General features: G+C 64.7%; 10 protein-coding genes. 6 read left to right on the top strand and 4 right to left on the bottom strand.

Annotated elements, in window-relative coordinates; all coding sequences use genetic code 11:
- Window positions 1-96: 96 nt before the first annotated feature.
- The 3 genes from AWB77_RS17270 to zwf form a co-directional block, all read right to left on the bottom strand.
- Window positions 97-2007 carry a bifunctional transcriptional regulator/glucokinase gene (locus tag AWB77_RS17270; RefSeq protein WP_061135656.1) on the bottom strand — a complete coding sequence of 637 codons (1911 nt, stop codon included), beginning with the start codon at window positions 2005-2007 and terminating at the stop codon, window positions 97-99.
- Window positions 1988-2698: a 6-phosphogluconolactonase gene (gene pgl, locus AWB77_RS17265; RefSeq protein WP_061135655.1), complete on the bottom strand. Its 711-nt coding sequence runs from the start codon at window positions 2696-2698 to the stop codon at window positions 1988-1990. Before pgl ends, AWB77_RS17270 begins: the two co-directional genes overlap by 20 nt.
- A 127-nt stretch (window positions 2699-2825) precedes the next feature.
- Window positions 2826-4286, bottom strand: a complete 1461-nt coding sequence (gene zwf / locus AWB77_RS17260; RefSeq protein ID WP_061135654.1) for a glucose-6-phosphate dehydrogenase — start codon at window positions 4284-4286, stop codon at window positions 2826-2828.
- A 582-nt stretch (window positions 4287-4868) separates the two neighbouring features.
- Here zwf and AWB77_RS17255 point away from each other — a divergent pair.
- The 5 genes from AWB77_RS17255 to AWB77_RS17235 all read left to right on the top strand — a co-directional run bounded on the left by AWB77_RS17255 (window position 4869) and on the right by AWB77_RS17235 (window position 11443).
- Window positions 4869-6122, top strand: a complete 1254-nt coding sequence (locus AWB77_RS17255) for an ABC transporter substrate-binding protein (protein ID WP_061135653.1) — start codon at window positions 4869-4871, stop codon at window positions 6120-6122.
- Between the two features lie 160 nt (window positions 6123-6282).
- Complete coding sequence (locus tag AWB77_RS17250) at window positions 6283-7221, top strand: carbohydrate ABC transporter permease (RefSeq protein ID WP_061135652.1); 939 nt, start codon at window positions 6283-6285, stop codon at window positions 7219-7221.
- The gene (locus AWB77_RS17245) at window positions 7211-8068 is read left to right on the top strand and encodes a carbohydrate ABC transporter permease (protein WP_063936514.1); all 858 of its coding nucleotides are present in this window, start codon (window positions 7211-7213) and stop codon (window positions 8066-8068) included. The genes AWB77_RS17250 and AWB77_RS17245 overlap by 11 nt, the downstream gene beginning before the upstream one ends.
- Window positions 8069-8101: 33 nt before the next feature.
- The gene (locus AWB77_RS17240; RefSeq protein WP_061135650.1) at window positions 8102-9220 is read left to right on the top strand and encodes an ABC transporter ATP-binding protein; all 1119 of its coding nucleotides are present in this window, start codon (window positions 8102-8104) and stop codon (window positions 9218-9220) included.
- A gap of 111 nt (window positions 9221-9331) precedes the next feature.
- Window positions 9332-11443, top strand: a complete 2112-nt coding sequence (locus AWB77_RS17235) for a prolyl oligopeptidase family serine peptidase (RefSeq protein WP_061135649.1) — start codon at window positions 9332-9334, stop codon at window positions 11441-11443.
- Window positions 11444-11450: 7 nt separating this feature from the next.
- Here AWB77_RS17235 and AWB77_RS17230 read toward each other — a convergent pair whose 3' ends face one another.
- Window positions 11451-12662, bottom strand: coding sequence for a Bcr/CflA family multidrug efflux MFS transporter (locus AWB77_RS17230; RefSeq protein WP_061135648.1), 1212 nt, complete (start codon window positions 12660-12662; stop codon window positions 11451-11453).
- A 152-nt stretch (window positions 12663-12814) separates the two neighbouring features.
- Here AWB77_RS17230 and AWB77_RS17225 point away from each other — a divergent pair, with 152 nt between their 5' ends.
- A complete protein-coding gene (locus AWB77_RS17225) occupies window positions 12815-13267 on the top strand; it encodes a hypothetical protein (RefSeq protein WP_061135647.1) in 453 nt (150 codons plus the stop codon).
- Window positions 13268-13335: the final 68 nt, after the last annotated feature.

Here is a 13335-nt window from a genome sequence, read left to right as displayed (position 1 = left end):
GCGCCGGCTGCTCCAAGCCGGTTCGCTGCGCAAACGCAAAGCAAAGGGCCGCCGATTCGCATCGGCGGCCCTTTTTTCTTGCGCATAAATCGCGCTTCAGTCGCGCGCCATCCCCGATGCGCCGTGGCTCAGCCAGTCGAGCACGGCGGCGGCGTCATCGTCGCTCGATTGACGCGCCTTCGCGACCGTCTCGCTGATCTTCGCGCCCGGCTTCGGCGCGGCGCGGCGAATCGCTACGCCGACCGCCAGGATGTCGATGATCACGAGATGCAGGATGCGCGAGATCATCGAAAGCTGCGACTCGCGAATCTCGATGTGATCCGTCTCCAGCGCGACCGTCGCGCGCTTGGCGAGCGGCGTATTGCTCGACGTGATCGCGATGACCGTCGCGCCCTGCTGCATCGCTACTTCGAGCACGCGCAAAAGCTCGGGCGCCCTGCCTGACTTCGACACTGCCACGATCACATCGCCCTTGCCCAGCAGCGCGGCAGACGCCGCCTGCATGTACAGGTCGCCGTACGCGATGGTCGGAATGCCGAAGCGGAAGAACTTGTAGTGCGCGTCCTGCGCGACGATGTTCGAATTCCCGAGCCCGTAGAACTCGATGCGCCGCGCGCCGTTGAGGATATCGATCGCGCGCTCGACGTTCTCGAAGTTCAGATGCTCGCGCAGCTGCAGGATCGCCGACACGGTGTTGTCGAGCACCTTCGCGCCGAAATCGGTGGCCGTATCGCCGAGATGCACCTGGCTGTGGCTCACTGGAATCGTGCCGGTCAGACCCGTCGCGAGCTTCAGCTTGAAGTCCGACAACCCCTGGCAGCCGAGCGAGCGGCAGAAGCGGATCACGGTCGGCTGGCTCACGTCGGCCTTGCGCGCGATGTCGATGATCGGATCGTTGATGATCGAGCGCGGATGGTTGAGCGCGAGATCGGCGACGCGGCGTTCGGCGGGCGTGAGGGCATCGCGCATCTGGCGGATGCGTTCGAATACCGCCGACGAACCGCTGTTCGCCCGGTTCGACAACTGCTCCGAGAGAATCGCCGAGACGCCGAGAAACGCCGGATATTCCGCCGTGATGAGGTACGTGGGAATGCCCGACAGATATTGCTGGAAACGCCCTTTCGCCTCGAAACGCTCGCGAAACGGCGACTTGTGAAAGAGCTCGCCCAGCTTCAGCACGATGCCGCCGCCGATATAGATGCCGCCCAGCGCGCCGAGCGTCACCGCGATGTTGCCCGAAAACGTGCCGAGAATCGCGCAGAAGCAGTTCACCGTTTCGAGCGCGAGCGGCTCGCCTTGCAACGCGCGCGTCGTGACGTCCGCGGCGCTGAAGGTTTCCGCGACCGTCACGTTGTCGCGTTCAGCCAGCGCGCGGTAGATCAGTTCCAGTCCCTGCCCCGCACACACGCGCTCGAACGAAACGTGCGGAAACTTGCGGCGCGCATAACGCATCACGAGATCCTCGCGTTCGTCGAACGGCGAGAAAGTCGCGTGGCCGCCTTCGCTGCCGAGCGCGATCCAGCGGTCGTCCGCCGGAATCAGGCCGGAAACGCCCAAGCCCGTGCCCGGACCGAGCAGGCCGATCACGCTGTTCTGCCGGCGCGAGCCGCCGCCGACCTGCTCGCGCTGCGCGTCGGTGAGGCCCGGCAGCGCCATTGCGAGCGCGGTAAAGTCGTTCACGACCAGCAGCGTGTCGAAGCCGAGCGCGCGGCGCGTCGCTTCGATCGAAAAGCTCCAGTCGTGATTGGTCATCTTCACGTGATCGCCGTCGACCGGATTCGCGATCGCAATTGCTGCGTGATTGACGCGCCCGACCTTCGTGTCCAGCAAATACTGCTGCATCACTTCCGCAATGCCGGGGTAATCGGCGCCCGGATACACGCGGATTTGCCCGATCTCGCCGGGCGCCGTCTCCAGCGCGAAACGCGCGTTCGTGCCGCCGATGTCAGCCAGAAGCCGCGGTCCGTCGGCGTGCTGAGTCGCTGTCTTATGCACACCAGTAGACATCGAGCTTCACTCCTTCAGCGTGGGCCAACGTCGAGATGGCGTTCTTTTGCGGCGCGGCGAGCGCCGCGTTCAGTACGTCGAGCTTCTTCTGCCCGGCGATGAAGAGATAGAGCTGCCCGATCTGCTTCAGCGCCGACATCGACAGGCTCACGCGCGCGTGCGGCGCCGCGCCCGGATGCACGGAGATGAAGCGCGCCGGCGTGGAGATGGCGACGTCCCATTCGGGCGCATCGGCGAAGATCGAGGCCGTGTGGCCGTCCTCGCCCATGCCGAGCACGGCGACGTCCGGCAGGCGGCGGCGCGCATCGGCGTTCAGTTCGTCGATGTGCGTTTCCAGCGGCTTGCCCGTATCGACGAGCGGCAGAAAGTACGCCGACGCCGCCGCGTTCTGCAAGAGCGTGTCGCGCACGAGCTGCGCATTGCTCGCGGAATCGGTTTCAGGCACCCAGCGGTCGTCGACGAGGGTCACGTCGATATGCGCCCAGTCGAGCGGCTCATGCGAGAGCGTCTGCAGGAACGGCTTGGGGCTCGTGCCGCCCGACACCGCGAGTGTCGCGTGAGCGGTTTGTCCCGCGGCATCGGCCGACGCCGCGCCTCGCGCCGCGAGGGACGCTTTCAGCGCGTCGCTCACGGCCTTTGCCAGCGCGTTCGAATGGGCGCGCGGATCGTCGAAAGTATGAAGCTCGATCACTGCTCCTCCTGCTTGTTCTGGTTTATGGACCCGCTTTCTGTTCGCGCCCACGGTTGGACTGACGAAGCGGTCTCTTGAATCTCGATGACGCCGCGCGCATCCGACGGGCGGCATCGGCGTCACGCCATCAATTCTCTTCTTCGAGCCAGCACGTGCCCGCCTGCGCCAGCATCGCGCTCGACGCCGCCGGTCCCCACGTGCCCGCCGCATACGGCTTCGGCTTGCTCGTCGCCGATGCCCACGCGTTCAGGATCGGCTCGACCCAGCGCCACGCCGCTTCCTGCTCGTCGCGCCGCACGAAAAGCGCGAGGCGGCCGCGAATCACATCGAGCAGAAGCCGCTGGTACGCCTCCATCTGCCCTTCCTTGAAGAACTGATCGAACGCGAGATCCAGATGCACGCTCGCGAGATTCATGCCCTCGCCCGGCTGCTTCGCGAGGCAGTAGAGACGGATCGACTCGTTGGGCTGCAAGCGGATCACGAGGCGGTTCGAACCCGCGCGCAACGCGTTCGCCCCGAGCGCCGAATGCGGCACCGCGCGAAAGTTGACGACGATCTCCGCGATGCGATCCGCGAGCCGCTTGCCCGTGCGCAGGAAGAACGGCACGCCCGCCCAGCGCCAGTTCTCGATCTCCACCTTTAGCGCGACGAAGGTTTCCGTCGAACTGTCCGGCCGCACGCCCGGCTCGGTGGCATACGCCGGCACCGACGCGCCGCGAATCACGCCCGCATGATATTGCCCGCGCACGGCGACGCGGCTTATATCGCGCTCGTCGACGGGTTTGAGCGCGCGCAGCACGCGCAGCTTTTCGTCGCGCACGGAGTCGGAGTCCATCGAGTGCGGCGGCTCCATCGTCACGATGGAAAGCAGTTGCAGCAGGTGGTTCTGCACCATGTCGCGCAGCGCGCCCGTATTGTCGTAGAAGTCGCCGCGCGCTTCTACGCCCAATTCTTCCGCGATCGTGATCTGGATGCTCTCGACCCATTCGCGCCGCCACAGCGGTTCGAAGAGCGCATTGCCGAAGCGCAGCGCGAGCAGGTTCTGCACCGGCTCCTTGCCCAGATAGTGATCGATCCGATAGATCTGCTCTTCCTGAAAGATCTCGCCGACGGCGTCGTTGATCGCGTTCGACGACTTCAGGTCGTAGCCGAGCGGCTTTTCCAGCACGATGCGCGCGTTCTGGTTCAGCCCGACATCGGCCAGCGCGCGGCAGATCGGCACGAAGAGCGACGGGCCGGTCGCGAGGTAGAAGACGCGCGTGCCGTCGAACTGCGTGAGGACATCGCGCAGCAGGACGAAATCTTCCGGACGGCCCAGGTCGAGTCCGACGTACTCGAAGCGTTCGAGGAAGCTGCGCCACGCCGCTTCGTCGACGCCCGTCTTCGAGACGTGCGGCTTTACGTGATCCTCGACCCACGCGCGGTATTCCGGCTGCTGCATGGTTTCCCGCGCGACCGTGACGATCCGGCCGGCCGGATGAAGCATGCCCGCGCGATGTGCCTCGAAAAGCGCGGGAAGAATCTTGCGCATGGAGAGGTCGCCGGTGCCGCCGAAGAGTACGAAGGTGAAGTTCGAGTCGCTTTGCATGAGTCTCTACGCAGGTTCGAGAGCGGATGTGAGCCGAATCGGGGCGGTCGCCCAGTGGGACACGAAGCGTGATCGTAGTCCGATAAAATTTTTTTTGACACTGAATTGTAGTTTAACTACAATCCAAATCAAGAGGAAATGTCATCCACGAAAAATTAGCAAAGTCATCAAGAAAATTCTGACACTGCAAATTTTTCAGAATGACGCTCTGAGCGCATGTTAACGGAGCTTGCGGCGCGTCGCTTTTACGACGAAGCGCCCCTTGCGGCACCCATGCGCGCGGACCTCGCGCCCCGCTGTCGAGCCGCCCTGCACGGACACGCTCGAGCAGCCCGGCAAAAATCAAAAGAGGAGACAGCCGTTGCGATTCGACCCACTCATCTCTTGAGCGCCGTGCGGCCGTATATCGGTCTGCCGGCCGGCACGCCGCGTCCGTGGTGACGTGCGCCTGCCGCTTCCCCGCCGACCGCCGGTCTCCGGCCATCCAGCATTGCCGTTTTTTTGTTCACAGCTTCTTACTCTTGCTTCTGGCCGCATCGGAAGCCAATCGTTTCTTGTTCAGGTGTCTGGAGGAGATAAACAATGAAAGTCCGTAAGCTCATGGGCGCGCTGTGCGCCGCAGGTCTTCTGTGTGGCGCGACGGCGTCGGCGGTTCAGGCTGCCGAGGCTGTTTCCGTGCTGCACTGGTGGACGTCCGGCGGCGAATCGAAGGCTGTCGGCGTGCTCAAGGACGACATGACGAAGCAGGGTTACACCTGGAAGGACTTCGCTGTCGCGGGCGGCGCGGGCGCGGCTGCGATGACCGCGCTGAAGACGCAGGTGATCTCGGGCAACGCGCCGTCTGCGGCGCAGATCAAGGGTCCGCTGATCCAGGAATGGGCGGAGCAAGGCGTGCTCGTGCCGATCGATTCCGTCGCGGGTGACTGGAAGAAGAACCTGCCGCCGGAAATCGACAAGATCATCCACGCCGACGGCCACTATGTCGCCGCGCCCTTCTCGGTGCATCGCGTGAACTGGCTGTACATCAACAAGGCCGCGCTCGACAAGGCGGGCGGCAAGGTGCCGGCCAACTGGAACGAGTTCTTCCAGGTCGCCGACAAGATGAAGGCCGCGGGCATCATGCCGATCGCGATGGGCGGCCAGCCCTGGCAGGACCTGACGCTGTGGGAAGACGTCGTGCTGTCGCAGGGCGCGGACTTCTACAAGAAGGCGATCGTCGATCTCGACCAGAAGACGCTGACGTCGGACAAGATGGTTCAGGTGTTCGACACGGTCCGCAAGATCCAGGGCTATTTCGACAGCGGCCGCACGGGCCGTGACTGGAATCTCGCGACCGCGATGGTCATCAACGGCAAGGCCGGCATGCAGTTCATGGGCGACTGGGCGAAGGGCGAATTCGCCGGCGCGGGCAAGAAGGCGGGCACGGACTATGTCTGCGCGCCGGTGCCGGGCACGGAGAAGGCCTATACCTTCAACGTCGACTCGTTCGTGTTCTTCCAGCAGAAGGGCCAGAAGGCCGCGACGCCGGGCCAGCTCGCGCTCGCGAAGACCATCATGACGCCGGAGTTCCAGGAGCAGTTCAGCCTGAACAAGGGGTCGATCCCGGTGCGTCTCGGCGTCCCGATGGATAAGTTCGACGACTGCGCGAAGAAGTCCTACGCTGATGAACAGACGGCGATCAAATCGGGCGGCTATGTTCCGTCGCTCGCGCACGGCATGGCTCAGGGCGATGCTGTCGCCGGCGCGATGACCGACGTCGTCACGAAGTTCATGAATTCGTCGCAGGATTCGAAGAGCGCGGTCGCCGCGCTCGCGAACGCCGCCAAGACGAAGTAAGGCGGTTTGCGCCCGGCGCGTGTGCACACGCATGCGCCGGGCGAGTTGCCAAGCAAAGTAACGACGCACTATTTAAGCGCCGCAGCCATTCGCCGCATGCGCGCGGGACCGTGCCGCTCCAGGCACGCGAAGCGCCGGCGCATCTTCCAGGAGTCGAGTCGTGACTGCCTCCATCACCGCGGACAAGAAACCGCAAAACCCGCCCCGTCGCGCATCATCGACGGCGGCGTTCGCTGATCGCCTGATTCCGAAGCTGGTGCTCGCTCCCAGCATCGTGATCGCGCTCGTTTTCGTGTACGGCTTCATCGCCATTACCGGGTATCTGTCGCTTTCCGAATCGCGGCTCATGCCGCGCTACGACTTCGCGGGCTTCGACCGCTACAAACAACTCTTCGCCAACGATGTCTGGTGGACTTCCGCCGCCAATCTCGGCTGGTTCGGCATTCCGTTCATCGGGATTTGCGTGATCCTCGGCCTCTTCCTTGCGATCCTTCTCGACCAGAAGATCCGCAACGAAGGCGCGCTGCGCGCGATTTTTCTTTATCCGATGGCGCTCTCGTTCATCGTGACCGGCACCGCGTGGCAGTGGATTCTCAACCCCGGTCTCGGCCTCGAAAAAGTGTTCCACGACTGGGGCTGGACGAGCTTCTCGTTCAACTGGCTCGGCGATCCGGACAAGGCCATCTTCTGCGTCGTGATCGCGGCTGTGTGGCAATCGACCGGCTTCGTGATGGCGCTCTTCCTCGCGGGCCTGCGAGGCGTCGACAGCGAAATCTTCAAGGCCGCGCAAGTCGATGGCGCGACGCTGCCGACCATCTACCGCAAGATCGTGATTCCGAGCATGCGGCCGGTGTTCTTCTCCGTGCTGCTGATTCTCTGCCACATCACGATCAAGACCTTCGACCTCGTCGTTGCGCTGACGGCGGGCGGTCCGGGCACGTCCTCTTCGCTGCCGGCCATCTTCATGTACACGTTCTCGTTCAACCGCGGGCAACTGGGCGTGGGCGCGGCGTCGTCGATGATGATGCTCGCCACCGTCGTCGCGGTGCTCGTGCCGCTCATGTATCTCGAATCGAGGAGCACCCGCAATGCAGCCTAAGATGACCTTGAGCCGCGCCGTCATCTACGCGGTGCTGATACTTTTCGCGCTCTACTTCCTGTTCCCGATCTACGTGATGCTGTCGACGTCGTTCAAGGATCTCGACCAGCTTCGCACGGGCAACCTGCTCACGCCGCCGACGCACTTCACGTTCGCGCCGTGGGTGAAGGCATGGCAGGAAGCGTGTACCGGCGTGCGCTGCGACGGCATGGAGCCGTTCTTCATGAACTCGGTTCGCATGGTGATTCCGGCCGTGCTGATCTCGTCGTTCGTCGGCGCGTTCAACGGCTACGTGCTCACGCACTGGCGTTTCCGGGGCGCGGACGGCCTCTTCACGATGCTGCTCGTAGGCTGCTTCATCCCCTTCCAGGCGATCCTTCTGCCGATGGCGCGTCTGCAGGGCTTTCTCGGCCTCTCGAACACGACGACCGGCCTCGTGCTCGTGCACGTGATCTACGGCATCGCGTTCACGACGATGTTCTTCCGCAACTTCTACGTGAGCATTCCGGCGGAACTCGTGAAGGCGGCGCGCATCGACGGCGCGGGCTTCTTCACGATCTTCACGAAGATCCTGCTGCCGGTGTCGCTGCCGATTTTCATGGTGTGCCTGATCTGGCAATTCACGCAGATCTGGAACGACTTCCTGTTCGGTATCGTGTTTTCGGGCGTGGATTCCATGCCGATCACGGTGGCGCTGAACAACCTCGTGAATACATCGACGGGCGTGAAGGAATACAACGTCGACATGGCCGGCGCGATCATCGCCGCATTGCCGACGATCCTCGTCTACATGATCGCGGGACGTTATTTCGTGCGCGGGCTGACGGCCGGCGCGGTGAAGGGTTAATCGGACATCATCCGAAAGATATAGAGGATTCACATGGCAAGCCTTTCCATCCGTGACGTGTACAAGACCTACCCGAACGGGGTGCCGGTTCTGAAGGGCGTCAACATCGATATCGAGGACGGTCAGTTCCTGATCCTCGTCGGCGGCTCGGGCTGCGGCAAGTCGACCTTGCTCAACATGATCGCGGGTCTCGAAACCGTGACCCGTGGCGACATCATGATCGACGGCAAGACGGTCAACGACCTCTCGCCGAAGGACCGCGATATCGCGATGGTGTTCCAGTCCTACGCGCTCTACCCTTCGATGAGCGTGCGCGACAATATCTCGTTCGGCCTCAATATCCGCAAGGTGCCGAAGGACGAGCAGAAGAAGATCGTCGATCGCGTGTCGGAGACCTTGCAGATCGGTCACCTGCTCGATCGCAAGCCGGGACAGTTGTCGGGCGGTCAGCGTCAGCGCGTCGCGATGGGCCGTGCGCTCGCGCGCGATCCGGTGATGTTCCTGTTCGACGAGCCGCTGTCGAACCTCGACGCGAAGCTGCGCATCGAGATGCGCTCGGAGATCAAGCTCCTGCATCAGCGCCTCGGCACGACGATCGTGTACGTGACGCACGATCAGATCGAAGCGATGACGCTCGGCGATCGCATCGCGGTGATGAAGGACGGCATCGTGCAGCAATTCGGCGCGCCGCAGGAGATCTACGATTCGCCGTCGAACCTTTTCGTGGCGGGCTTCATCGGCGCGCCGCCGATGAACTTCATTACCGGCAAGCTGGTGGAAGCGGGCTCGGGCGTCGGCTTGCAGCTCGACACGGGCGTCGTGCAGAAGGTGCTGAACCTGCCGTTCGATGCGTCGAAGCTGCGCGGCAAGGTCGGTCAGGAGGTCGTGCTCGGCCTGCGCCCGGAGCGCATCACCGATTCGCGCGCCGCGCACGATGTATCGGATGCGAGTCTGCAACCGGTGGATGTACGCGTCGACGTGATCGAGCCGACCGGGCCGGACACGCTCGTGTTCGCGCAGGTGAACGGCAAGCGCGTGGTGTCGCGCGTGCACCCGGCGAGCAATCCTCAGCCGCTTTCGAACATGACGCTGCTGTTCGATGTGTCGAAGGCGGTGTTGTTCGATCCGCAGACGGAAGAGCGGTTGGCTTGAGGGTTGTTGGCCGATCGAGGTCGAAAGCCGCGCTCGATGCGCGGCTTTTTTCATTGCGGCGCCGTTACAGGCACAATCACCGCTCCGCATCCCGATTCCGCCCGCGCCCGCATGACCTTTCTCACTTCGCATCCCGAACTCGCCTGGACCCCGTCGGACGGGCCCGATCCCTTCATCGGCCTGGAAGCGCTCGACGACGCCCGCGTGCAAGCCTGGGTCGACAGCCAGAACCGCCGCACCGAAGCCGCGTTCGGCAGCACGCCCGAAGCGCGCGCGCTCGCCGAACGCCTCGAAAAAGCGTACACGTCGAAAGACCGCATCGTGTCGTGCTCGCGCTATGGCGACTGGGCCTACAACACCTGGCAGGACGACGCGCATCCGCTCGGCATCGTGCGCCGCACGCCGTGGTCCGCGTGGCTCGACGGCAAGCCCGCGTGGGAAACGATCCTCGATGTCGACGCCCTCGACCTGAACACGCAAAAGGACGCCGAATCCCGCTGGGCGCTCGCCGACTTCGACATGCGCTATCCCGACTACGACCGCGCGCTCGTGAGCCTGTCGCCGGGCGGCTCGGACGCGTGCATCGTGCGCGAGTTCGATATCCCGTCGAAAGGCTTCGTCGACGATGGCTTCGCCCTGCCCGATGTCGGCAAGCACGATATCTCGTGGATCGATCGCGACACGGTGTATGTCGGCTGGGACGACAGCAAGACGAACCCGCGCCCCGCGCTCACCACATCCGGATTTCCGCGCCAGGCGCGTCGCTGGAAACGCGGCACGCCGCTCGCCGATGCCCCCGTCGTTTTCGAAGGCAACCGGCGCGACGTATCGGCGGGCGTGGACTACGATCCCCTCGAAAAGCTGCATCTCGCATCGCGCGCGGTCACCTTCTACGACACGCTCAACTACTGGCTCGACGAAGCCGCGAACGAATGGCGCCAGTATGATCTGCCGTCGCACGTGGACATCGAGCACTGGAACGGCTGGCTCTTCGTCACGCCACGCAAGTTCTGGAACGCGGGCGGCCGCCGCTACGCGCCCGGCACGCTCACCGTCATCCGCCGCGACGCGTTTCTCGCCGGCTCGCGCCAGTTCACCGCGCTCTTCACGCCCGCCGATTGTCTCGTGCTCGCGGGCATCGATTTCACGAAACAGTTCCTCATCGTCTCGCAGATGGACGACGGCACGCCGCGCGTCACGCTGCTGCGCCCGGGCGCGAATCCGGATGATGCCTGGCACGCGCGCGAGTTCGCGCTGCCCGAAGCGAGCCAGTCCTGGGTCGATTCGATCGACAGCGAGCGCGACGACACCGTGCTCATCCACGTCGAACATTTTCTGATGCCGCCGTCGCTCTATCACGCGGATCTCGAAAGCAATGCGCCCTGGCAACTGCTCGCGCGCCTTCCCGCGCAATTCGATGCAAGCGGTCTCGCCGCCGTGCGCCGCCACGCGATCGCGCCGGACGGCGAGCGCATTCCGTACTGGCTGATCGGGCGGGACGTCGAATCGAACACGAGCACGCGCCCTTGCCTGCTCTACGGCTACGGCGGCTTCGAGGTCGCGCTCGATCCCGGCTACGACGCGACGACCGGCATCGCGTGGCTCGAGCGCGGCGGTCTTTACGCGGTCGCGAACATTCGCGGCGGCGGCGAGTTCGGGCCGGCGTGGCATCAGGCGGCGCTGCGTGAAAACCGCCAGATTTCGTTCGACGATTTCATCGCGGTCGCGCAGGCGCTCGTCGAGAGCGGCATCACGACGGCGAAGCAACTCGCCATTCGCGGCGGCAGCAATGGCGGCCTGCTCACCGGCGCGTGCATGGTGCAGCGGCCCGAGCTTTTCGGCGCGGTGCTGTCGGAGGTGCCGCTGCTCGACATGGCGCGCTTTCACTTGCTGCTGCAAGGCGCATCCTGGATCGACGAATACGGCGACCCCGACGACGCCGCCGATCTGCGCTATCTCATGATGTACTCGCCCTACCAGAACGTGAAGGCCGAGGTCGCGTATCCGCCGGCGCTCTTCACGTCATCGACGAGCGACGATCGCGTGCATCCCGGCCACGCGCGCAAGATGGCCGCGAAGATGCAGGCGCAGGGTCACGCGCGGGTCTGGTATCAGGAGACGGGCGAAGGCGGTCATGGCGCGGGCATCGAACCGGACGCGGTCGCGCAGGCCGAAGCGGCGGCCTTCGCGTTTCTCGCGGCGACGATCGGGCCGCTCGTCTGACTCTGGCTCAGACCTTCACGGGCGCCGCATGCGAGCGCAGCACCAGCGTGCGCCCGGCGAAGGTCAGCACGCCGGACACGCCGATCACGATGCCCATTCCGTGCGGCGATACATCGTGAAAAAGCCCGACGGCGAGACTCGCAAGCGCACCGAGCGCGAGCTGCATCGCGCCGAACACGGCGGCGGCCGCGCCCGCGTTGTGCGGATAGCGATGCATCAGCTCGGTCGTGCAGTTCGCCGACAGCAGACCCACGACGCCGACGACGAAGAACAGCGTCACGACGATCGACCACAAGCCGCCCCATCCCGTCAGCGACACGAGCGCAACCGCGAGCGCCGCCGCCACGCTCACGAACGACGCGGCCGAGATCATCTTCATCGCGCCGACACGCCCGACGAACTTCGTGTTGAGCACGTTCCCCGCGATGATGCCGACGATGTTCAGCCCGAACAGCAGCCCGTAGTACTGCGGCTTCACGTGAAAGTAGTCGATATAGACGAACGGCGTCGCGGTGATGTACGCAAACATCGACGCGAACGCCATGCCGCCGCACATCATGTGGCCCCAGGTGACCGGATCGGTCAGGAGATGCCCGTATGCGGCGAACGACTTGCCCACGGCCGCGCTCGCACGCTTCTCCTTCGGCCACGTCTCGGGCACGCGCAGAAACGCGGTCACCGCGCAGGTCAGGCCGAAGAGCGTGAGCGCGACGAACACCACGCGCCAGCCGCCCAGCAACAGCAATTGCCCGCCGATCAACGGCGCGAGCAACGGTCCGATCGATGTGACGATGGACAGCATCGACAGCACGCGCGCCGCGTCGGTCGGTTCATGGGCATCGCGGGCGATGGCGCGCGCGAGCACCGACGCCGCGCCCGCGCCGAGCGCCTGCAGAAAGCGCACGAAGACGAGCGCATCGATGGAATACGCCGCCGCGCAAGCGATGCTCGCGAGCGCATACAGCGCGATGCCGCCGAGCAGCACGGGCCGGCGTCCATAAGCGTCCGACATCGGGCCATAAAGCAGCATGCCGAACGAGAAGCCGAACATGAAACTCGTGAGCGTGCTTTGCGCGGCGGCCGGGCTCGTGCCGAACGAAGCGGCAAGCGTCGGGAGGCTCGGCAGATACATGTCGATCGACAGCGGGCCGCACGCGGCGAGTGCGCCGAGCAGCAGGATCAAACGGCCGTCGGGCCGGCGCCGTGGGGTGTCGGACATGGATTCGGGAAACGGGGAGAAGTGGATGCGACGCAGTTCATTTGCGGCGCGAGCGAGGGCTCATTGTACGCGACGCGCCGCCGCGATCCGGCCCTGAGCGCCGCGTTGCGCTAAGCTCGTCGCTCGTCTTCCGCTGATCCACCGTTCATCCGATGACCGCCTTCTTGCTGATCTGGAGCCCGAAAAAATGGCCGTGGCCAGAGTTGCCCGAGTTCGCGCGCCGGGTGGCCGCGGGCGAGGCCGTCGCCGACGCATGGGGCTGCGGCACCGCGCGCGGATTGCTGCCGGGCGATCGCGTGTTCGTGCATCGCGTGTCGCAGGAGCCGAAGGGCGTGTTCGCGTCGGGCTGGGTGACGCGCGCGCCGTACGAAGTGCCGGATGCGGGGTCGAAGCGCGGCTATCGGCTGTGTATCGACTTCACGTACGACTGGCTCGTCGATGCGCACGAGCAGGTCGTTGTCACGCGCGACGAATTGCGGGCGCATCCGTTTTCCGTGCAAACCTGGGACGCGCAGATGTCCGGCACGCTCATCAAGCCGATGGCCGAGGGCGCGCTGGAGAAACTCTGGGCCGAACGCACCGGACGGCGCGCGGCGCCGCGCTAGTCCGGGACGGCCCCCTGGCAACGACTCCGGTACAATTTCAGCATCGTTTTTCGCGTCGGACGGCGCGT

Source organism: Caballeronia fortuita, assembly GCF_001544835.2.
Classification (GTDB): domain Bacteria; phylum Pseudomonadota; class Gammaproteobacteria; order Burkholderiales; family Burkholderiaceae; genus Caballeronia; species Caballeronia fortuita.
Note: the sequence above shows the minus strand (reverse complement) of the source record. Positions and strands in the feature narration are given on the sequence as shown.